Annotated in this window: 17 protein-coding genes and 1 pseudogene; 11 read left to right on the top strand and 7 right to left on the bottom strand. The window is 62.4% G+C overall.

What is annotated here, in order from left to right:
* Nucleotides 1-478, top strand: a 478-nt coding sequence (locus tag BUE21_RS13370) for an RNA-guided endonuclease InsQ/TnpB family protein (RefSeq protein WP_143164542.1), incomplete at its 5' end; no start/stop codon positions are given.
* 59 nt (nucleotides 479-537) lie between these two features.
* Nucleotides 538-1281 carry a tyrosine-protein phosphatase gene (locus tag BUE21_RS13365; RefSeq protein ID WP_073357147.1) on the top strand — a complete coding sequence of 248 codons (744 nt, stop codon included), beginning with the start codon at nucleotides 538-540 and terminating at the stop codon, nucleotides 1279-1281.
* A 1-nt stretch (nucleotide 1282) separates the two neighbouring features.
* Here BUE21_RS13365 and BUE21_RS13360 read toward each other — a convergent pair whose 3' ends face one another.
* The 6 genes from BUE21_RS13360 to BUE21_RS13335 form a co-directional block, all read right to left on the bottom strand.
* Nucleotides 1283-2335: a tyrosine recombinase XerC gene (locus tag BUE21_RS13360; protein ID WP_084523321.1), complete on the bottom strand. Its 1053-nt coding sequence runs from the start codon at nucleotides 2333-2335 to the stop codon at nucleotides 1283-1285.
* A gap of 9 nt (nucleotides 2336-2344) precedes the next feature.
* Nucleotides 2345-3310 (bottom strand): DUF484 family protein, encoded by a 966-nt coding sequence (locus BUE21_RS13355; protein ID WP_073357146.1) that lies wholly within the window; start codon nucleotides 3308-3310, stop codon nucleotides 2345-2347.
* The gene (dapF, locus tag BUE21_RS13350; protein ID WP_073357145.1) at nucleotides 3307-4200 is read right to left on the bottom strand and encodes a diaminopimelate epimerase; all 894 of its coding nucleotides are present in this window, start codon (nucleotides 4198-4200) and stop codon (nucleotides 3307-3309) included. The genes BUE21_RS13355 and dapF overlap by 4 nt, the downstream gene beginning before the upstream one ends.
* 39 nt (nucleotides 4201-4239) lie before the next feature.
* Nucleotides 4240-5211: a site-specific tyrosine recombinase XerD gene (gene xerD, locus BUE21_RS13345; protein WP_084523319.1), complete on the bottom strand. Its 972-nt coding sequence runs from the start codon at nucleotides 5209-5211 to the stop codon at nucleotides 4240-4242.
* A gap of 66 nt (nucleotides 5212-5277) precedes the next feature.
* Nucleotides 5278-5976, bottom strand: coding sequence for a response regulator transcription factor (locus BUE21_RS13340; protein ID WP_084523317.1), 699 nt, complete (start codon nucleotides 5974-5976; stop codon nucleotides 5278-5280).
* Nucleotides 5973-7385: a cache domain-containing protein gene (locus BUE21_RS13335; RefSeq protein ID WP_073357144.1), complete on the bottom strand. Its 1413-nt coding sequence runs from the start codon at nucleotides 7383-7385 to the stop codon at nucleotides 5973-5975. Before BUE21_RS13335 ends, BUE21_RS13340 begins: the two co-directional genes overlap by 4 nt.
* Nucleotides 7386-7821: 436 nt before the next feature.
* On the opposite strand from BUE21_RS13335, the gene BUE21_RS13330 reads away from it, so the two are divergent.
* The gene (locus BUE21_RS13330; RefSeq protein ID WP_200796747.1) at nucleotides 7822-9261 is read left to right on the top strand and encodes an aminotransferase class V-fold PLP-dependent enzyme; all 1440 of its coding nucleotides are present in this window, start codon (nucleotides 7822-7824) and stop codon (nucleotides 9259-9261) included.
* 44 nt (nucleotides 9262-9305) lie between these two features.
* Nucleotides 9306-9764 (top strand): RidA family protein, encoded by a 459-nt coding sequence (locus tag BUE21_RS13325; RefSeq protein WP_084523323.1) that lies wholly within the window; start codon nucleotides 9306-9308, stop codon nucleotides 9762-9764.
* 80 nt (nucleotides 9765-9844) lie between these two features.
* Here the strand turns inward: BUE21_RS13325 and BUE21_RS13320 are convergent, their stop codons facing one another.
* On the bottom strand, nucleotides 9845-11563 hold the full coding sequence (locus BUE21_RS13320; RefSeq protein ID WP_073357142.1) for a GMC family oxidoreductase: 1719 nt from the start codon (nucleotides 11561-11563) through the stop codon (nucleotides 9845-9847).
* A gap of 183 nt (nucleotides 11564-11746) precedes the next feature.
* On the opposite strand from BUE21_RS13320, the gene glmU reads away from it, so the two are divergent.
* From glmU to BUE21_RS14730, 7 genes and pseudogenes are all read left to right on the top strand, one after another.
* The gene (glmU, locus tag BUE21_RS13315; protein ID WP_073357141.1) at nucleotides 11747-13207 is read left to right on the top strand and encodes a bifunctional UDP-N-acetylglucosamine diphosphorylase/glucosamine-1-phosphate N-acetyltransferase GlmU; all 1461 of its coding nucleotides are present in this window, start codon (nucleotides 11747-11749) and stop codon (nucleotides 13205-13207) included.
* Complete coding sequence (gene prmB, locus BUE21_RS13310) at nucleotides 13204-14094, top strand: 50S ribosomal protein L3 N(5)-glutamine methyltransferase (RefSeq protein ID WP_073357140.1); 891 nt, start codon at nucleotides 13204-13206, stop codon at nucleotides 14092-14094. Before glmU ends, prmB begins: the two co-directional genes overlap by 4 nt.
* Nucleotides 14095-14188: 94 nt before the next feature.
* Nucleotides 14189-14452 carry a YfhL family 4Fe-4S dicluster ferredoxin gene (locus tag BUE21_RS13305; RefSeq protein WP_073357139.1) on the top strand — a complete coding sequence of 88 codons (264 nt, stop codon included), beginning with the start codon at nucleotides 14189-14191 and terminating at the stop codon, nucleotides 14450-14452.
* A 122-nt stretch (nucleotides 14453-14574) separates the two neighbouring features.
* On the top strand, nucleotides 14575-16236 hold the full coding sequence (ettA, locus tag BUE21_RS13300; RefSeq protein ID WP_073357138.1) for an energy-dependent translational throttle protein EttA: 1662 nt from the start codon (nucleotides 14575-14577) through the stop codon (nucleotides 16234-16236).
* Between the two features lie 157 nt (nucleotides 16237-16393).
* A complete protein-coding gene (locus BUE21_RS13295; RefSeq protein WP_073357137.1) occupies nucleotides 16394-17491 on the top strand; it encodes a DUF1631 family protein in 1098 nt (365 codons plus the stop codon).
* A 77-nt stretch (nucleotides 17492-17568) separates the two neighbouring features.
* A complete protein-coding gene (locus tag BUE21_RS13290) occupies nucleotides 17569-20106 on the top strand; it encodes a DUF3772 domain-containing protein (RefSeq protein WP_073357136.1) in 2538 nt (845 codons plus the stop codon).
* A 347-nt stretch (nucleotides 20107-20453) separates the two neighbouring features.
* Nucleotides 20454-21160, top strand: a pseudogene (locus BUE21_RS14730) (hypothetical protein); the annotation flags it as partial.

Here is a 21160-nt window from a genome sequence, read left to right as displayed (position 1 = left end):
TCGGGAACTGGAGCCACAGCTTGCCGTGGCGCAACGGGCGCACAAGAAAAAGCGCGTCAGGGCGATTCACGCAAAAATAGCCAACCGCCGAAAAGATGCGATCCACCAGTTCACAACGAACCTTGTGAAGAACAACGCCGCCATCTTCGTGGGCGACGTGGCCAGCGTGAAGCTGGTCAAAACCAGGATGGCCAAGTCTACGCTGGACGCGAGCTGGTCATCGTTGAAAACCGCTTTGGAATACAAGTGCCATCAGGCCGGAGTGGTTTTTGAGGAAGTGAACGAAGCGTATTCGACCCAGACCTGCTCGGCTTGTGGCGCGTTGCCACAGTCGAGGCCCAAAGGTATCGCAGGTCTTGGAATAAGAGAATGGACGTGCAGCGAATGTGGGGCGGTACACGACCGCGACGTGAACGCTGCGCGCAACATTCTCGCGCTCGGACATGAGCGTCTCGCAGGAGGAATCTCCTGCCTTTAGGCAGGGGAGGATGTCAAACTTTGGGCTGTCTCTCCATCATCCACTCGCAGTCACTGCCTATGAAACCACCATTCACCCGCTCCCTGCCCCTGCCCGAGACCAGCAATTTCCGCGATCTGGGTGGCTACACCGGGCATGCCGGGCAGACGGTGAAGTGGCGCAGCCTGTTTCGCTCCGACCATCTGGCGGCCTTGCAGCCGGGTGATCTGGCGGACTTTCACGCGCTCCATATCCGCTATGCAGTGGATTTCCGGGGCGATGCCGAGCGGCAGGCACAAGGCTACTCGCTTCCCGATCTGGAGCAGATTGCCCTGCCGGTGGAGCCGCAGGTGGTGCAGCGTGCCAGGGATTTACTGGATGCGGGTGAAACCCTGACAGCAGCGCAGACCCACCACCTGATGGAAGACACCTATGCCGCGTTCGTGCTGCACAACCAGCCGCAGTTCTCCGGTTTTCTGCGCCTGCTGCTGGAGCGGCCCGCACCGCTGGTGTTCCACTGCACAGCGGGCAAGGATCGCACCGGTTTTGCGGCCGCATTGCTGCTGGAAGTGCTGGGGGTGTCGCGCGAGGACATCATGCAGGACTATCTGCTGACCAATGCCCTGTACCGCCACCCGATCCAGTCGCGCCTGCTGCTGCCCCCCGATGCCCTGCAAGTGCTGTGGCGGGTACACCCGGATTTTCTGAACCGCGCCTACCAGACCATGCAGGCGCACTACGGCAGTGTGGACGGCTATCTGCGTGATGCCCTGGGCATCGGTGATGCCGAGCGCGAGCAACTGCGGTCGCTGTACCTGACCTGAATCACTCCGGGTCGGACGGGTCTGCCTCGTTGCCGGCGCGGGCTGCCGGTGCTGCTCCGGGGCGGTGGGCACGCGGATGGGCGGCATCATAGACCTGTGCCAGATGCTGGAAGTCCAGCCGGGTGTAAACCTGTGTGGTGGTGATGCTGGTGTGCCCCAGCAACTCCTGCACGGCACGCAAGTTGCTGCTCGATTGCAGCAGATGGCTGGCGAATGAGTGGCGCAGCATGTGCGGGTGCACGGGCGTGGCCAGCCCGGCCTGCTGGCTGCGCTGGCGCAGGCGCGACCAGGCACTCTGGGTGCTGAGACGCTGGCCATCGCGCCCCACGAACAGGGCGATGGCATCGTCGGGCAACAGTTCCTGACTTGGCTTGCGCGGCAATTGTGGGCGGTATTCCATCCAGGTGCGCAGTGCCTGCATGGCCGGTGCACCCACCGGCACACTGCGGCGTTTCTGGCCCTTGCCGCAGACGTGTACTTCGGCCTCCTGCCAGTCCACCCAGCCGCGTCCGGCACGCTCACCGGCGGCACTGGAGCGCATGTCCAGCCCCACCAGTTCGGCCACGCGCAGACCGCTGCTGTAGAGTAGTTCCGTCATGGCGGCATCGCGCTGCTCCAGCCAGTCCTGCTCCAGACTGCGGGAGGGCGTGGAGGCAGGCTCGGTGGCCACAGGAGCACGAAAGGCCGCCAGTTGCACGGCCTCATCCGCTGCAAGTGCCTTGGGCAGCGGACGCGGTGAGCGGGGTGCGCGCACGTCCACCACGGGGTTGGTCTTTACCAGCCCCTGGTGCACGGCCCAATGGTAGAAACCGCGCCAGCCGCTCAGAATCAGCGCGATGCCCCGGCCACTGCGCCCCTGGCTGCGCATCTGCGCCACCTGCCGACGGATATGGCTGCTCTGGAGCTGCAATACGTCCAGCCCGACGGCCTGGCCCAACTGCTGCAACTTCCGCAAGTCTTCGGTGTAGAGGGCCAGTGTGCGTTCGGCCAGCCGTTTCTCCACCGCCACATGGCGCAGATAAGCCTGTACGGCGGCAGAGGACGACAAGGCCACGGCGTTGGCTCAGCTTCCTGCCGAAGGAATGGCTGCTGCGGTCTGGCCTGGCAGGCGTTCTGTCGGGGTGTCAGAGCATGGTGCAGGATCGGGTTGCGGCTCTGCGGGAGCGGTATCGGTGGCCGCAGGGCTGGCAGGCTGGGTGGCCTCCTCATGGGCGGCGTGGGCCACGGCATCTCCCACGGCTTCGGCGGCTTCGGCTTCCAGGCCTTGTGCCAACAGCGATTGCTGGCGTTGCCGCTCGGCTTCTTCCAGCCATTGCGGGGGCAGCAGTCGCTGCAAGGCCGCGCTGGAGAGTTCGGCCAGCCGCACCAGCAGCTCGGTGCGCATGTCCGGGGTGTAGCGGTGTGCGTCGGGCGAGGCCAGCACCACATAGCCAAAGGTGCGGCCCAAGTCCTCCAGCGAGCCGTAGCGCAGCGGCAGAACGGCCAGCGATTGCACCCCGGCAATGTCCGCGCCCTCGCCTGCCAGCCCCTGCAAACCTTCGATGCCGCCGCGCAGGCCGCAATAGGGCTGCTCCAGAGTCTGGGCGTACTGCTGGGCAGCCAGCGGCACGTTCTGGGCTTCGGGCAGGTCGGCATAGAGGGCATCGACATCCCACAGGTGCAGAAACACCTGGGGCACGTCGAATTGCTGTTGCAGGCCGCTGACGATGGCCGATGGCAGATCGGCAGCATGGCGAATCTGGATCAGTGCGCACGTCCAGCCATACACTTTCTTGATGATCTGCGCGTTCTCGCTGCCATAGCCCATCATCTCGACGATGGCGGCTTCGAGCTTCTTGACCTTTTCGCGCAGGATGCCGACCTGACGCTCCTGCAAGCTCACGGCGGTGCTGGCCTGTGGGTTGATGAGCTGTACGGAGGCCAGCACTTCGGCGAAACGCTCGAAGAATTCCGGGGTGCTGATCAGGTAGCTGGCAATGTCTTCCTCGGTGGTGAATCCCGCTTGTTGGAGTGTGTTTGTTGTTGTCATGGTTCGTCGGGCAGTTCCAGATGTCCTTCAAAAACGGTGTCGGCAGGCCCTGTCATGAAAACATCGTGCTGCGCACCGCCAGCCCATTCTATGGTGAGCCTGCCGCCGCGCGTAGCGACATTGACGCGTGAATCCAACAATCCCTGGGCAATGCCACTGACCACGGCCGCACACGCTCCCGTGCCGCAGGCCAGTGTCTCGCCCGCGCCACGCTCGTACACACGCAGCCGAATCTGGTCGCGTGCGACGATTTCCATATACCCGGCATTGACGCGCTGCGGAAAATGCGGGCTGTGCTCGATGAGTGCGCCGGTCTGCGCCACTGGTGCGTGTTCCACCGATGCCACCTGCTGTACGGCATGGGGGTTGCCCATCGAAACGGCGACGATCCACACGCTGTGCGCCGGTGTGCTTGCCGTGGCGGGCAAGGGCAGGCTCCAGCGGTGTGTCTGGCCGCTGGATTCCGATTCCAGCCCGGCAGGGTCGAACGGAATGTCCGCAGGCTGCCAGCGCGGCTTGCCCATGTTCACGGTCACGCGCCCATCCGGGGTGAGCCGGGGGGTGATGATGCCTGCGCGGGTGAGCACGCGGATGGTGGTCTGGTCGGTCAGGCCCTTGTCGTACACATAGCGGGCAAAGCAGCGCGCGCCATTGCCGCACTGCTCCACTTCGGAGCCATCGGCGTTGTGGATGATGTATTCAAAATCGACCTCACCCGCGTGCGCGGCCGGGGGCTTGCGCACCGTGAGTATCTGGTCGGCTCCCACGCCGAAATGGCGGTCGGCCAGATAGCGGTAGTGGGCGGCTTGCAGCCCCAGTTCGGAGCCGGTTTCGTCCAGCACGACAAAGTCATTGCCTGCGCCCTGCATTTTGGTGAAACGAATGTGCATGGTGGTGTGTCGGTTGCAAAATTCAGAAGGTAGCGCGGATTATCCACGCGGATGGTGCTGGGCATGGAGGGCCTTGAGCCGCTCGCGGGCCACATGCGTGTAGATGGTGGTGGTGGAGATGTCGCTGTGCCCCAGCAGCATCTGCACGGCCCGCAAGTCCGCGCCGTGGTTGAGCAGATGGGTCGCGAAGGCGTGGCGCAGAGTGTGCGGAGACAGCGGCTGGTCGATACCGGCCTGCAAGGCGTATTTTTTCACCAGTATCCAGAACATGATGCGCCCCATGCCATGCCCGCGTGCAGTGACGAAAAAGTCATCGCTCACCTGCCCGTCCAGAATGCCCGCACGGGCTTCCTGCGCGTAACGGCGCAGCCAGTCGCGCGCCACCTCGCCGAAAGGGACCAGCCGTTCCTTGCCGCCCTTGCCGGTGACTTGCAGCACGCCTTCGGCCATACGGATATGGTAGGTCTTGAGGCCCACCAGTTCGCTCACGCGCAGGCCGCTGGCGTAGATCAGCTCCAGCATGGCGCGGTCGCGCAGCCCCAGCGGCGTGGCATCGTCGGGGGCGCACAGCAAGGCTTCCACCTGGGCTTCGCTGAGGGTGCGGATGGCGCGTGGCGGCTGGCGGGCGGGGAAGAAGCGTGCCGTGGGGTCGTGGGCCATGTGCCCTTCACGGTGCGCCCAGCGAAAGAATCGCCTGAACACCGTCAAACGGCGGTTGGCCGTGGTCGCCTTGGTGCTGCTGTGGCGGTGCTGGAAGTAATCCTGCAAATGCTCGGGCTGTACGCCCAGCAGGGTTTCCGGCAGGGCCGGGTCGGCTTGCAGCCAGCGCGCCAGCATCTCCAGGTCCTTGCGGTAGGCTTGCAGGGTGTTCTGCGAGAGTCCGTCTTGCAGCCAGAGGCTGTCGATGAAGTGATCGATCCATTCACGGTGTATGGCCGCCAGCGGCTCGGCAGGCGCGGAGCCGACAGGCCATGCGGGGCTGGAAAATACGGACTGGGGAGGCTGGGGCATACATCCATCGGAAAACGGCAATGGGCCGGATTGTCCCATGCCTGCAACGCGAGTGGGCAGCGGGGGTCAATGCCGTGCCAGCAGGGCGAGTTCCGTCAGTTCGGTGGCGTATTGTGCCAGTGTGGCGGAGTTGTCCAGCCGCAGCTTGCGCCTCAGGCTCAGGCGGTGCGTCTCCACGGTGCGCACCGACATGTGCAGGGCCTCGGCAATCGCTTTGCTGGTCTTGCCCTGTGCGACCAGGCGCAGTACATCGGCCTCCCGGCTGGTCAATGCCGACGGAATCCGGGTGCTGAGCTGGTGCTGGTGCAAACGCGCATCGAGGCTGGTGCTGGTATAGCGACGGCCTTCGCGCAGGGCCGTGAGAGCGTGGAGCAAATCGCCTGCCGGAGCATCCTTGCCGACATACGCGGCCACGCCCAGCGCGAAGGCCCGGCTGACGAATTCGGTATCGTGCACCATCGACAGAATCAACACCCGCACACCAGAGTGGAGGCGCGCCAGCGTGGCTGCCAGTTCCAGCCCGCTGCTGCCGCTCATGCGCACATCGGAAATCACCACATCCGGTATGGTTGCGCCGGGTTGCCGCAATTGCTCCAGCGCATCCTCGGCACTGGCAGCCTCTGCCACCACGTCCAGATGCAGATGCGGCATGGCCTGCAAACGCAGGCGGATGCCATCACGCACCAATGGATGGTCGTCCACCAGCATGATGCGCATCGGGGTGTTGCCGGGCGGGTTGTCAGAGGGGACATCAGAGGGGTTCATGGCGTGTTTGTGTGGGTGCGTTGGGAATCGTGTCGGTGCAGCTCATACGGGTAAGGCAGTTCCACCTCGATCTGGGTTCCATAGCCGCCCGAATGGAGCGTGAAGCGGCCACCAATGTGGTTCACACGCTCGCACATGCTTCTCAGGCCCAGCCCCTGCGATGTTTGCTGTGCGTCAAAGCCCCGGCCATTGTCCAGCACTCTCAGGCGCACCAGCGTGGCATCGAAATGCAGCGAGACGCGCACCCGTGACGGCGCAGCATGTTTGCGGGCATTGCCCACCGCTTCCTGGGTGATGCGAAACAGCGTGATGCCATATTCGGCAGGCAACTCCACCGGGCGGCCCGACTGCGCCAGCTCCAGCGCGAACGGGCATTCGTGCTGCAACTGCTCGATCAATACCCCCAGTGCGGCAGGCAGGCTCAGCCCATCGAGCACGGCCGGGCGCATGCCATGTGCCACGCGGCGCATTTCGCTCATGGCTTCGGCCAGCCGCTTCAGCCCCTGGTCGAGCAGGTTCTGTGGCGTGGCGGCCGCAGTACCCCATGCAGCAGCCTGCATGTCGCCAGTGGCCGGAGGAAGCTGTGACTGTGCTGCTTCCAGCAGGAACTTGGACGACACCATCACCTGCATGACACCATCGTGCAGTTCCTGCGCGACCCGCGCCCGCTCATCGTCCTGGGACGATACCAGCCGGGACCCCAACTGGCGCAACCGGCGGTTGCTGCTGCGCTCCTGCCACAGGTACATGGCCATGCCGCCCATGCCAATCAGCAGGATGGCGGCGGCGGCAATCCAGGAAATACCGCGCTGGGTTTCGGCAATGTTCTGGCGTGCAAGCTGGTCGATCTGCGCCATCGTGGCATTCACATCGTCCAGGTAAATGCCTGCCCCGAGAATCCAGCCCCACTGACCCACCTGGGTTACATACGACAGCTTGGGGGCATTGACCTTGGATGAGGGTTTCTGCCAGTCGTAGCGCACAAAGCCGCCACCGCTGCGGGCGGTGGTCAGCAGCATGCCAGCCTGCAAGGCCCCATTGGGTTGGTCAGGCTCGCAGAAGTCCACGCCCGGCATCTGCATCTGCCCCGGATCGAGCAGGATGCGACCGCTGCCGTCATAGACAAAAAAGTAGCCATCGTTGCCAAAGTTCATTTGCGACAGCAAGGCCAGCGCCTGCCGCTGCAATGACTGGGGATCGCCTGGTGTCACCGCCAGCCGCACCACGGTGGCTTTGGCGATCTGCACATATTGGCGCAATTCTTCCTCTTTGCTTTTGGCATAGAGGCTTTGAATCAAAGCGCGTTCTTCCGAGGAGTATTTCAGCGTCTGGTATTGCACCGTCCACAATACCAGCACCAATGCAGCCAGCATCAATATGCCGGACAGCAAACCCAGTTTGATTTTCATCGTGGCACCTCGATTTCAGAAAATAATATGTGCTTCACTATTTTCAATATAAATAGATATTTATAAGCAAATGCCATGCCACATCTATCCGGGTTCATTTGCTTCGTCTGACGATGCACCTTGCCACATTCAGAAAAACCAATTTATTCATGAAAATCAATTGCATTTGACACAGAATTCGATGGCACACCCACAAGCACCCTGCATGCTTTTGGTGCATCCATCCCGCAAATGGTGCGCTTTCGTATTATTTCTGTGCATTATTCAGAATATCGGTATTTTCTGCGTAGCCATACCTAGGGGAAAAGAGTTTTTCACCCTGAATATTCACACTCCTATAATCAGGCCACGGCAAGAAAAATTGTTTCAACAGCCGATTTCCGATTGATTCCTCTTTTTTGGCGAGGCTTATATGAAAACCATTGGTGAAACAGGTATGAAAAATGATTCCATGCAGGGCGTGGAATCGCTGCACATGGAAAAATGGAGCAGCAAACGCCGCGACTTTCTGCGCATGCTGGGCTATGGCGCAGGCGCGGTGGCACTGGCTCCGGTACTGACCGCCTGTGGCGACGCATCCGGCCAGACCACCGCCGAACAATTGCGGGCGCAACTGGTGCAGGACGAGGCTTTCTGGACGAACGTCGAAAAAATGTTCGTACTGCGCTCCGACAAGACCTATATGAACATCGGCACGGCAGGCTCCATGCCGCAGGCTGTGCTTGATATGTTCGCCGAGGAAAACCTGCTCAAGGCGCAGGACTCAGGCAGTGGCTACAGCAACCTGGCCGACCTGCGCACCCAGGTGGCCGCTGGCTTTGGTGTGGACAGCGACGAACTGGCTTTCTCTGCCAACACCTCGTCGGGCATGTGCCATGCCATTCTGGGCATCGACTGGAAGCCCGGCGACGTGATCGTGACCACCAACCACGAACACGGCGGTGGCAACACCCCACTGAACATTGCCCGCGACCGCTACGGCATCGAAATTGCCCGCGTGGAAATGCCAGTGGGCAACAACCAGAGCGTGGCCACCTACCAGAACCTGTTCGACGACCGCGTGCGCACCCTCAAGGCACAGGGCAAGAACGTGCGTGCCATGATGTGGTCGGCCCCCACCTACACCACCGGCACGATGCTGCCGATTGCCGAACTGATGGAAGTGGTGAAGACGCATGGCCTCATCAGCATCGTGGACGGTGCGCACCTGCCCGGCATGATGGCCTACGACTACGGCGCACTGGGCATGGACTTCATGTCCGGCGCAGGCCACAAGTGGCAATGCGGCCCCGGCTCCACCGGCATCCTCATCATCCGCAACAAGATTCGCTCATCCAACCCACTGCCGCTGCCCAAGTGGTTTCCGATTCACACCAGCTCGTATTCGACGCTGGAGCGCACCAGCAGCAGCACTGCCGCCTACGACGTGGCCGCCAGCGTCACCGCCTGCGGCAGTGTCCACACGCCCATGTTCAAGTCGCTGGCAAAAGCCTGTGAACTGTGGGATTCCATTGGCCGCAAGAAAATCGAGACCTACGACCTGACGCTGGCCTCGTACCTGAAGGAGCGCATCGTCGAACGCTGGGGCGTGGACTCGCTGTACGCCCCCAAGGACGACCCCAAGCTGCTGTCCGCGCTGACCAGCTTCAATCCGTTCCGCAACAAAGCGGACATCACGAGCAACGAGAAATCGACCCAGTTCGTGAGCAATATGCAGAACGAGGCGGGCTTCGTGATCCGCAACGTCGGCTTTGCCGTGCCAGGCAGTGCCTCCAACCACTACGGGGTGCGCATCTCCACCCACCTGTGGCACGACGCAGAGGACATCGACCGCCTGGTGGAAGCCATGTGGAGCCTGTCCGGTCGCATGGCCTGATTCCCCCTGTCTTTTTCTGACGATTGCACTTCAAAGGAACCATCATGAACATCTCCTCCCTTTTCGGCGCAGTGGCATTGAGCGTCTGCTGCATGGCCGCAGCCCAGGCCCAGGTGACAGGCATCGAGGTCGTCGCCTCTGACGATGCGCCCAAGGCCATCGGCCCTTACTCCCAGGCCATTCGCGCAGGCAATGTGCTGTACCTTTCCGGACAGATTCCCATCGACCCCAAGAGCGGCGAACTGAAAAAGGATGCCCCAGTGGAAGCACAAACCAAGCTGGTGCTGGAGAACCTGCAAGCCGTGCTGGCCGCCAATGGCATGACGATGGGGCACATCGTCTCCACCACCGTGTACATGAAGGACCTCAACGAGTTCGGCAAGATGAATGATGTCTATGCGGGCTTCTTTCCGGCCAATCCGCCCGCCCGTGCCACCGTGCAGGTAGCCCGCCTGCCGCGTGACGTATCGGTGGAAATCGGCGCGATTGCCGTCAAGCCCTGACTGCTGCTGGCTCATCAAGTATGCGGCGGGCATGAATGACACAGCCCGCCGCATGCAGTTCAATCACCGTCCCCCGTTTTTCAGCCGCCGCGCAGTATCCACTCGGCGGCTTTTTCCGCCATCATCAAGGTCGGTGAATTGGTGTTGCCGCTGGTGATGGTGGGCATGGCACTGGCATCGACCACACGCAGGCCGTGCAGGCCACGCACACGCATCTGGGCATCGAGCACCGCCATCGGGTCGTGGTCGTGTCCCATCCTGGCGGTGCCCACCGGGTGGAAGATGGTGGTGGCAATATCGCCCGCCAGCCGTGCCAGTTCGGCATCGCTCTGGTGTTGCACGCCGGGCCGAAACTCCTCGGGCCGATACGCCTGCAAGGCCGGTTGCGCGACAATGCGCCGCGTCAGACGCAGCGAATCGGCGGCCACCTGGCGGTCTTCCTCGGTGCTGAGGTAGTTGGGCGAGATGGCGACCATCGCATCCTGGCTGTCGGTGGGCGGTTGCTTCAGCGTGACCGTGCCCCGGCTGCCGGGGTTGAGGTTGCAGACGCTGGCGGTGAAGGCATCGAAGGCATGCAGCGGCTCGCCAAAGGCATCCAGCGACAAAGGCTGGACGTGGTATTGCACATTCGGCCAGTCGTAGGCTGGCGAACTGCGCGTGAACGCCCCCAACTGTGAGGGAGCCATGCTCATCGGCCCGCGTCGGTGCAGCAGGTATTCCAGCCCGATGCGCCCCCGCCCCCAGCGGCTTTGCACCAGACCATTGAGCGTGGGCACGTTCTGCACCCGATAGACCGCGCGAATCTGCAAATGGTCTTGCAGGTTCTGCCCTACCCCCGGCAGATGGTGCAGTACCGGAATGTGCAGTTGCTGCAAGTAATCGCCCGCACCGATGCCGGAACTGTGCAGCAGCACGGGCGTATTGATGGCTCCGGCGGCGCAGATCACCTCCCGCCGGGCACGCACCTGCACGTCTTCGACGGACATGGCACCGCCCCACCAGCCACGCACCCGTCGGCGCACCTGCACGCCCACGCAGCGGGACACCTGCGCGGGAGATGCCTCGAACAGCAGCCTGCGTGCCTGCGCCTGTGTCCACACCGTCAGGTTCGGACGCTGCCGCACCGGGCGCAGAAACGCCTTGCTGGTATTCCACCGCCAGCCGCCGCGCTGGTTCACTTCAAAAAAGCCCACGCCTTCGTTGTTGCCGGTGTTGAAATCGTCACTGGACGGAATGCCCGCCTGCTGTGCCGCCAGGGCGAAAGCCTCCAGAATGTCCCAGCGCAGACGCTGCTGCTCCACGCGCCACTCGCCGCTGCTGCCCAGGCGCGGATGCCCGTGCCAGAGGGCAAAATCCGCCGGGGCCTGTGCCTGGTGCATGGCATCGAGCCGCCAGTGATTTTCATGGCGACGAAAATATGGCAGCACCTGCTCCCACCGCCAGCGGTCGTCGCCCAGCAACTGCGCCCAGCCATCGTAGTCGCGCGACTGCCCGCGCATATAGATCATGCCGTTGATGCTGCTGCATCCCCCCAGGGTCTTGCCACGCGGGTAACGCAGGCGACGGCCATTCAAGCCCGCATCCGGCTCGGTCTGGTAGAGCCAGTCGGTGCGCGGATTGCCAATGCAGTGCAGATAGCCCACCGGAATGTGAATCCAGTGGTAGTTGTCGCGCCCGCCCGCCTCGATCAGCAGCACGCGGCAATCTGGCGGGGCACTGAGCCGGTTGGCCAGCAAGGCCCCCGCCGTGCCCGCGCCAATGATGATGTAGTCAAACTGCTCGTCGGCCTGTGTGCCCATAAGAGAAAAATCCGTTCACGCCATAACCCAATGGCGCAGCATTCTGAAACGCAAATGCCAATTGTTTACCAAGGGTTTTCCCTTGCATGCCCTGACCGCCCCCTTCAGCCCATCCACGGCACTCCAGCCAATCCAGTTCATAATCGCAGGGTTTTTCTATCTCTCACGATCTTTTCTTTCCCCATGGCCACTGCCCCGTCCTCCGATTTTTCCTCCCCGCTGTCCGTCGTCGTGTTGGCAGCGGGCAAGGGCACGCGCATGCACAGCCGCCATTCCAAGGTGCTGCAAAAGCTGGCCGGTCGCCCGCTGCTGTTTCATGTGCTGGAAACCGCAGCCGCGCTGCACCCCGAGCAGGTGATCGCCATCACCGGCCACGAAGCCGCACAGGTGCAAGGCCGGGTACAGGAAGCCGCACCCACGCTGCTGCCCGCCATGCCGGTGCATTTCGCCTTGCAGGAGCCGCAGAACGGCACCGGCCATGCCGTGCAGCAGGCCGTGCCGCTGCTGCCCGATGAACACACCGTGCTGGTGCTGTTCGGAGACGTGCCACTGGTGCAGGCCGACACCCTGCGGCAAGTGCTGCACGCCTGCCACAACCAGTGCCTGAGTCTGCTGACCATCCACCTGGACGACCCCTTCGGCTATGGCCGCATCGTGCGCGATGGCCAGGGGCAGGTAGAGGCCATCGTCGAGCAGAAAGATGCCAGCGAAGCGCAACGGCAGATCCGCGAAATCAACAGCGGCATCATGGCCATGCCCGCGCGGCTTCTCAAGCCCTGGCTGCAACGCCTGGACAACCACAACGCCCAGGGCGAGTTGTACCTGACCGACCTGATCGCACTGGCGCGTGCAGATGGCGTGGCCGTGCAGGCGCACTGCCTGAATGCCAGCGAGGAATGGCAGGTGGCCGGCATCAACACCCCCACGCAACTGGCCGCGCTGGAACGCCAGTACCAGCACTTGCAGGCCCAGCGGCTGATGCAGGCCGGTGTGCGGCTGGCCGACCCGGCACGCTTCGACCTGCGCTCTGCCCCGCAAGCAGCCCAGGCCGGGCAGTTGCAGTGTGGCAAGGACGTGGAAATCGACGTGGGCTGCATCTTCAGCGGCACCGTGGAACTGGCCGATGGCGTGCGCATCGGCGCGTACTGCCACATCAGCAATGCCCGCATCGGCGCAGACAGCGTAATCCACCCCTATTCGCACATCGACGGCGAAAAAGCCGGTGTCACAGTAGGCGAAGACGCGCTGATCGGCCCGTTCGCGCGGCTGCGCCCCGGCGCGCAACTGGGCAATGCCGTCCACATTGGCAACTTCGTGGAAGTGAAGAATTCGCAGATGGCCGATGGCTCCAAGGCCAACCACCTCGCCTATCTGGGCGATGCCAGCGTGGGCGAGCGCGTCAATTACGGCGCGGGCAGCATCACCGCCAACTACGACGGCGCGAACAAGCACCGCACCGTCATCGAAGCCGATGCACACATTGGCAGCAACTGCGTGCTGGTCGCCCCCGTCACCATCGGCGCAGGCGGCACCGTGGGGGCTGGCTCCACCGTCTCCAGGGACACGGCCCCCCAGTCCCTCACCGTCACCCGCGCCAAGGCCATCTCGGTGGCCCACTGGCAACGCCCTGCCAAGAAGCCATGACTTCCACCCCATCCCCCCTGCTGGAACTGGTGCAAGCCAGTGCCCGGCAACTCGATGCCGCCGGGCTGCACTTCGGCCACGGCACCAGCAACGCCTTCGACGAAGCCGCCTGGCTGGTGCTGTGGCAACTGGGCCTGCCGCTGGATACCGATCTGGACGACACCGCCAGCCACACACCACCCTCCCCCGCCCAAGTGCAGGCCGTGCAGGAATTGATCGCACAGCGCATCACCACGCGCAAGCCCGCCGCCTACCTCACGCAGGAAGCCTGGTTGCAGGGCGTGCCCTTTTATGTGGACGAGCGCAGCATCGTGCCACGCAGCCTGATTGCCGAGCTGATCGCCGATGCCACCCTCGATGTCTGGCTGGGCACGCACACCCAGCGGGTACTGGACCTGTGTACCGGCAACGGCAGTCTGGCGATTCTGGCGGCACTGGCCTGGCCAGACGTGCAGGTGGATGCCGCCGACATCAGCCCCGACGCACTGGCCGTGGCCACCATCAACCGCGAACGCCACGGCTTGCAGCAGCGCGTCCGGCTGATCGAATCCGACGGCCTGAACCAGCTTCAGGGGCAACGCTACGACCTGGTGCTGTGCAACCCACCCTATGTGAACGCACAGAGCATGGCCAGCCTGCCCGCCGAATACCGCGCCGAACCCAGCCTGGCACTGGCGGGCGGCAGCGACGGCATGGACTTCATCCGGCAACTGTTCCAGCACCTGCCCGAGCACCTGAACGAGCAGGCCATCGTCGTACTGGAAATTGGCCACGAACGCGCCTTTTTCGAGGCCGCCTTCCCCACCCTGCCCGTTACCTGGCTGGACACCTCGGCAGGCGACAGCCAGGTGCTGCTGATCGAGGCAGGTGATTTGCGCCACCACTGAACCCTGCCCCGCACGCATGGACTTTAGGCAAGGCAAACGAAGCCCGTGCTGCAATTGCGCATAATGCAGGGAGAAACCTGCTGCGGAGACTGCCATGGCCCTGATGATTACCGACGAATGTATCAACTGCGACGTCTGCGAGCCAGAGTGCCCCAACGATGCCATTTCCATGGGGGAGCTGTACTACCAGATCGAACCCGACCGCTGCACCGAATGCGTAGGGCATTTCGACACCCCGCAGTGCGTGGAAATCTGCCCCGTGGCCTGCATCCCCACTCACCCGGAGCATGTGGAAAGCCGCGAAACCCTCTGGCAGAAATTCCAGCGACTCCAGAACGCCCAAAGCGTGGCGCACTGAAACGCCCATCACATCCCCCTGACAGCCCAATCGGCTGTGTTTGCACGGATAATCCCCGTGTCCGGGATGCAGCCGCATCCGTCCGCTTCGATTCCCCTTTTTGAGAAAGAAACACCGAGACCATGGCGCAATACGTTTACTCCATGAACCGTGTCAGCAAGACCGTGCCGCCCAAGCGGCAGATTCTGAAAGACATTTCCCTGAGCTTCTTCCCCGGTGCCAAGATCGGCGTGCTGGGTCTGAACGGCTCGGGCAAATCCAGCCTGCTGAAGATCATGGCGGGCGTGGACAAGGAAATCGAGGGCGAAGCCATCCCCATGCCGGGCCTGAAAATCGGTTATCTGCCACAGGAGCCGCAACTCAACCCTGACCAGACCGTGCGCGAAAGCGTCGAAGAAGCAATGGGCGAAGTCTTTGCAGCCCGCGACGCACTCGACAAGGTCTATGCCGCCTATGCCGAACCGGATGCCGATTTCGATGCACTGGCTGCCGAACAGGCAAGGCTCGAAGCCATCATTGCCACGGCGGGCACCGATTCCGAACACCAGCTGGAAATCGCCGCCGATGCCCTGCGCCTGCCGCCCTGGGAAGCCATCATCGGCAAGCTCTCGGGCGGTGAAAAACGCCGCGTGGCCCTGTGCAAGCTGCTGCTGTCCAAGCCCGACATGCTGCTGCTCGACGAACCCACCAACCACCTGGATGCAGAAAGCGTCGATTGGCTGGAGCAGTTCCTGCACCGCTACCCCGGCACCGTGGTGGCCATCACCCACGACCGCTACTTCCTGGACAATGCCGCCGAGTGGATTCTGGAACTCGACCGGGGCCACGGCATCCCCTACAAGGGCAACTACAGCGACTGGCTGAGCCAGAAGCAAACCCGTCTGGAAGCCGAGCAAAAAGGCGAGGAAGCCCGCGCCAAGGCCCTGAAAAAAGAACTGGAATGGGTGCGTCAGAACGCCAAGGGCCGTCAGGCCAAGAGCAAGGCCCGCATTGCCCGCTTCGAGGAGCTGAGCGACTACGAATACCAGAAACGCAACGAAACCCAGGAAATCTTCATCCCAGTGGCCGAGCGGCTGGGCACCAAGGTGATCGAATTCAGGAACGTCAGCAAATCCTTCGGCGACCGCCTGCTCATCGACAACCTGAACATGAACATCCCGGCCGGTGCCATCGTCGGCATCATCGGCCCCAACGGGGCCGGTAAATCCACGCTGTTCAAGCTGATTGCCGGGCGCGAACAGCCCGACAGCGGCGAAGTGGACATTGGCTCGACCGTGCAGATGGCCTACGTCGATCAGAGCCGCGATGCCCTCAGCGACGACAAGACCGTCTGGGAAGACATCTCCGGTGGCCTGGACATCATCAACGTCGGCAAATTCCAGATGGCCAGCCGTGCCTACGCCGGACGCTTCAACTTCAACGGCGGCGACCAGCAAAAGAAAGTCGGTCACCTCTCCGGTGGTGAACGCGGTCGCCTGCACCTGGCCAAGACCCTGATTGCCGGTGGCAACGTGCTGCTGCTGGACGAACCCTCCAACGACCTGGATGTGGAAACCCTGCGCGCCCTGGAAGATGCCCTGCTGGAATACGCCGGAACCGTGCTGGTCATCAGCCACGACCGCTGGTTCCTCGACCGCATTGCCACCCACATCCTGGCCGCCGAAGGCGACAGCCAGTGGGTGTTCTTCGATGGCAACTACCAGGAATATGAAGCCGACAAACGCAAACGCCTGGGCGAAGAAGCTGCCCGTCCGCAGCGCATGCGCTTCAAGGCCCTGAAGTAACCGATCGGTCTGCCCCTTCTCTGCCGGCTGCCCATGTCCAGCACCTGCAAGCAGTCGGTATCCCTGATGAACGCAGACAGATCGGTGCTGCGGTTTTCGTGTGGCAGTCGCAGTTGTGTCGGCCATCTTCACGCACCGAGACCTTCAACACGCGCTTATGACCACTGCTTCGGAGGCTTGCTGGACTGAAATCACCCGCACGGTAGCCACCGCCATGCTGGACAGCAACCGGCTGCTCCAGCGTCTGCTGCAACAGACCCACCAGCGGCTGGCGCAGCAGCGTGCTGCTCACCCGATCCAGCAGGGCACTGCTGCCCCCACGCTGTGGTGGCAAGCCCAGCAGTTGCTGGAGCAGCACCAGAGCGAATGGGAGCAATCCTTCTGCCACTACCTGCTGGAAGAATGCTCGCAATCTGCCACAGCACTGCCCCCACCCACTCCACACCATTCATTGGCCAGCGACCTGGATGCACTGGACTGGGGAGATGGCCTGCACATACAGGCACAGGCCGAGTTTGCCCAGTGGCGCAAAAGGATCGAAACCCATCTGCACCTGCCACTGCGCGATCTGCAACACATCATTGCTGCCGCCCACGGTCTGTCGCCCTGGCACTCCATTCACAATCCCCTGCATCCTTCCCATTACCTGCTGGCCATGGAGAAAATGGTCTGCCAGTCCCAGGCACACATGGCTGTCTGCCAATGGCTGTTGCGGCAGATGTATGCCGACCTCACTCCACTGCTGGAACACACCTATCGCAGTGCCATTACCCGGCTGTCCGAATCCGGGGCATGCGATGCGGCCCTGGCCGCAGCCACTTCTGCACGCACCCACACACGTTCAAGTCCTCCCACCTGGCCATGGTCCAAGGCCCTGCTGGCCGAGTACCTGAACTCCCCACCGCAGCCCACCACCCATGCCGCCCTGCCCCCAGTTGTTGTACCTGGAGCAGCCCCGGTCATTCCCAACCCTGCTTCGCCACCATCCCTGCCGTACCCCAGATATTCCCTCAATGCCCCGGCACAGGTGCATGGCACACCACCCTCTGCGGAACTGCCCGACACCCTGCGCATGGGAGCCTGGTTTCGCATCGGCACAGGAAGCCGGGCCGTGCTTTCGCGCCTGTCGTGGAACAGCCATGACCGAAGCGTCTTTTTGTTCACATCGGCAGACGGACGCAGCCAGACCATGACCCGCCGCCGCCTGCTGCATCTGCTCCAGAACGACGAACTCCAGCCTTCGGCCGCTCCATGAACCACAAGCCTCTGTGATTTCGCTTCACACGCGAAGGCCCGCACTGTTATGCTGGAGCCTCACTCCTGAGCCATCCGATGCAGACACTCCCCGCAGTTCCCACCCCATCCCCGATACCGTTTGCCCAGCAGTTCTCCTTCAGCAACCAGACACTGCGCTTCGCATGGACTTTGCTGATACTGCTGGCAGCGGTCATCTGGTGGCCCTCTGCCCACGCACAGAATCGCCCTGCTGGCCCTGCCGACCATACCACTGCGGCATCTGCGAACGAATCCCCATTGCATGAGCCTCGCCAGGCACTGCAAGCCGTGCAACAACGGCTGGAGACCGCCCGCACCAGCCATGCAGAAGATGCCCTCAGCGACGACAGCCTCAACAGCCTGCGTCAGCAGACCATGCAAAGCCACGCGCAAGCCCGCGACTATGCGCAAAGCCTGTCCCCCCGCCTCTCCGACCTGCAAAGCCGTCTGCTGGAACTAGGCGACACGCCCTCCGACTCTCCCGAAAACACCGAAGTCGCCCAGCAGCGCGAGCAGATCACCCAGGCCATCGCCCAGATGGAAACCCAGAATCGCCTCGCCAGCCTGCTCATGCTGGATGCCGAACAAACCCTTGAAACCATCGCCACCGAACGCCGCCAACTGTTCCAGAGCCACCTGTGGCAACGCAGCCCCTCGCTGCTCACCGGCCGTTTCTGGCTCTCCTTCACGCAAAACAGCAATCTGGACACCCAGCGTGGCGAAGCCCTCTGGAGCGACCTGCGCACACGCATGGGCAGCATTCCATTCATTCTCTGGATACTGCTGCTGGCATGGCCCGTGGCCCTCATCGTGCTGCATCGCCGCTTGCGCCACCGCCTGCGGCGGCTGGCCAGTGCCAAGGTACCGGCAGGCCGATTGCGGCGTTGCCTGTACGCCTGGTCACAAATCCTGCTGGCCAGCCTCACCCCCTTTGCCATCGTCGGCGGCATCTACACCCTGTTGAGCTGGTCGGCTCCGTTGCCCGACAGTGTGCGCAGCATCCTGCTCGGTCTGGTGGGCGTGGCGGCATACTGTGGCTATACCACCGGTCTGGGGCGTGCCCTGCTGGCCCCCAACACCCCGTCCTGGCGGCTCGCGCCCATTCCCGGTGCCACGGCCAATGCCCTGCGCCACATTCCCCTGTGGCTTGCCTTGTTGCTGGCGTTGAACTGGCTTACCGAACAGTTCAACCAACTGCTCAACACCCGCATCGGGCTAAGCATCCTCGCCGACAGCCTCTATGCCCTGGCCACGATTGCCGTGCTGGCACTCGCCCTGCGGCATACCAGACCCCGGCATGGCCACGACACCGAGAAAAACCCCGGCAACCTTCCGGCAGGAACCGGCACATGGGTGGCCACCCTGTTGCGCCAGAACCGCACGCTGATTCAGACCCTGCTCTGGGGCAGCCTTGCCTTTGCACTCGGCACCCTGCTGGTGGGCTATGTGGTCTTCGCCAAGTTCCTGCTGCAACAACTGATCTGGTTTTTCACCGTCATCGGCACCGCCTACCTGCTTGCCGCCACCGTCAGTGACATTGCAGCCCTGCTCATCCGCAGCACGGCACAGGCTCCACAGCCCGCCAGCCTGCCTGAATCCCCAGGCGGCGCAGCGGCATCACCCCTGGTCGCCCAATCGCCGTTCAAGAAATGGATCGTGCTGGGAGCCGGGCTGGCGCAGGCCAGCATCGCCCTGCTGGCCATTACGCTGCTGCTGGCATCCTTCGGGCGCGAATCCCTGGGCTTCATCGGGCACATGCAGTACCTGCAAGGCCATCTGCAATGGGGCGAGGTATCGATAAGGCCCGTTGCCATCGTGCAGGCACTGGCATTTTTCCTGATCGGTGCGGCACTCATTCAGGTTGTGCGACGCTGGCTGACCGAACGCTTTCTTCCCGCCACCGGGCTGGACAGCGGCGTACAAACATCGCTGAGCACCGTGGCGGGCTACGTTGGCTATGTGGCCGTCTTTGCCACCACGCTCTCGGTTCTGGGCGTGGGCTTCGAAAAAGTCACCTGGATTGCCAGTGCCCTGTCGGTGGGCATCGGCTTTGGCCTGCAAGCCATCGTGCAGAACTTCGTCTCCGGTCTCATCCTGCTGGCCGAACGCCCAGTCAAGGTGGGCGACTGGGTATCCCTCAGCGGTGTCGAAGGCGACATCCGCCGCATCAACGTCCGCGCCACCGAAATCCAGATGAGCGACCGCTCCACCATCATCGTGCCCAACTCGGAACTCATTACCAAGATGGTGCGCAACATCACCTATGCCGACTCCATGGGGCGCGTGCAGATCAAGCTCGCCATGCCACTGGACACCCCTGCCGAAACCGTGCGCAACATCATCCTGGCAGCCTTCAGCGAACAAGAAGCCATCCTCGACAACCCTGCCCCGAACGTCTATCTGGACGACATCACCAGCTCTGGCCTGCTGTTCAACGCCACCGGTTTCGTGGCCAGCCCGCGCCTGGCCTACCGCACCCGCAGTGCCCTGCTGTTCGACATCCTGCAACGCCTCAATCAGGCCGGCGTTGCCACATCATCGCCTGCCACCATGGTGCTGACCAGTCCAGCCAGCCCAGCAGACCCGCTGGACTGACCCTGCACCGAGACAAGTTCCAGAGACGCTCTGCAAAACCCGTTGTGCCGCCCGCATCCCACCAGTGGGGATGGGCCCACCACCAATCACCGGACTTGACGCAAATCGTATTTATTCGTGTCTTGACCGTGCGTTTGCATCATCATGACTGCCTCACAAACAGAAACATATAAAAACATAAATGAGACAAATAAGAATATATGTTTCATATAAATACAAATAGACTTTTGCAAGCCAAAACACTTATTAAATCTCCGTGATTGATCGAAAGTTCCCCTGCGATCAACATGGTGCAGGGCTATACTCCGAGGTAAAGCCCAATTTTTGTCCTTCCTGGAGCAGAACAAATGACCACCGAAACAACCACAGCGAATGTTCCCACCCCACAAGAAAACGTTTTTACATCTCTTGAAACATCGCAAGGAGAGACTGTTGCGCAGTTGGATGCAGATAAAAATGACCTTGCATCCCCTTCCGGCAGCGCAGCCACGGAACACTTGGTAGCCGCTCACAGTGCAGTCCTCACACAGGTCAGCGCAGGTGTACAGATCATCCGCAATGGCACCAGCATTGCGGCCCAGCCCAACAGTCAAGTCTTCACGGGTGACCAGATCGTCGTCCCTGAAAACGGCAGTGCCCAAGTACTGTTGCAAGGCAACGGCGATACCGCATTCGTTGGCACATTTGCTCCTGGAACCGCCGCAACCTTTGGCTATCGGGACAATGGCTCCGGCACCGACACCATCGCCATTGATGTGGAAGTAGGCGATGTGGAAATCACCCCACTCAACGACGATGACGAAGCAGCAGGCATCGTCAGCAACACAGCCGGTGCTGCCGACGCCTCCTCCGTGGGAGACTATGTACTGGCAGGACTGATTGGGATAGGCGCGGCTGCGGCCATCGCATCCGCCTTCGACGATGACGATGACGACACGCCCTCGGTACAACCAACTACACCTACCACACCAACTGAGCCTACTGGCAGCACGGAACCCACTGTTCCAACCATGCCCACCGAGCCCACCGGCAGCACAGAACCCACTGTGCCCAC

The organism is Lampropedia hyalina DSM 16112 (assembly GCF_900129055.1).
Lineage (GTDB): Bacteria > Pseudomonadota > Gammaproteobacteria > Burkholderiales > Burkholderiaceae_C > Lampropedia > Lampropedia hyalina.
Note: the sequence above shows the minus strand (reverse complement) of the source record. Positions and strands in the feature narration are given on the sequence as shown.

Coding starts and splice junctions, on each gene's coding strand:
- BUE21_RS13365 (WP_073357147.1), top strand. CDS start 538: ATGAAACCACCATTCACCCGCTCCCTGCCCCTGCCCGAGACCAGCAAT.
- ettA (WP_073357138.1), top strand. CDS start 14,575: ATGGCGCAATACGTTTACTCCATGAACCGTGTCAGCAAGACCGTGCCG.
- dapF (WP_073357145.1), bottom strand. CDS start 4,200: ATGCACATTCGTTTCACCAAAATGCAGGGCGCAGGCAATGACTTTGTC.
- prmB (WP_073357140.1), top strand. CDS start 13,204: ATGACTTCCACCCCATCCCCCCTGCTGGAACTGGTGCAAGCCAGTGCC.
- BUE21_RS13330 (WP_200796747.1), top strand. CDS start 7,822: ATGAAAAATGATTCCATGCAGGGCGTGGAATCGCTGCACATGGAAAAA.
- glmU (WP_073357141.1), top strand. CDS start 11,747: ATGGCCACTGCCCCGTCCTCCGATTTTTCCTCCCCGCTGTCCGTCGTC.
- BUE21_RS13335 (WP_073357144.1), bottom strand. CDS start 7,385: ATGAAAATCAAACTGGGTTTGCTGTCCGGCATATTGATGCTGGCTGCA.
- BUE21_RS13305 (WP_073357139.1), top strand. CDS start 14,189: ATGGCCCTGATGATTACCGACGAATGTATCAACTGCGACGTCTGCGAG.
- BUE21_RS13340 (WP_084523317.1), bottom strand. CDS start 5,976: ATGAACCCCTCTGATGTCCCCTCTGACAACCCGCCCGGCAACACCCCG.
- BUE21_RS13295 (WP_073357137.1), top strand. CDS start 16,394: ATGACCACTGCTTCGGAGGCTTGCTGGACTGAAATCACCCGCACGGTA.
- BUE21_RS13320 (WP_073357142.1), bottom strand. CDS start 11,563: ATGGGCACACAGGCCGACGAGCAGTTTGACTACATCATCATTGGCGCG.
- BUE21_RS13325 (WP_084523323.1), top strand. CDS start 9,306: ATGAACATCTCCTCCCTTTTCGGCGCAGTGGCATTGAGCGTCTGCTGC.
- xerD (WP_084523319.1), bottom strand. CDS start 5,211: ATGCCCCAGCCTCCCCAGTCCGTATTTTCCAGCCCCGCATGGCCTGTC.
- BUE21_RS13355 (WP_073357146.1), bottom strand. CDS start 3,310: ATGACAACAACAAACACACTCCAACAAGCGGGATTCACCACCGAGGAA.
- BUE21_RS13290 (WP_073357136.1), top strand. CDS start 17,569: ATGCAGACACTCCCCGCAGTTCCCACCCCATCCCCGATACCGTTTGCC.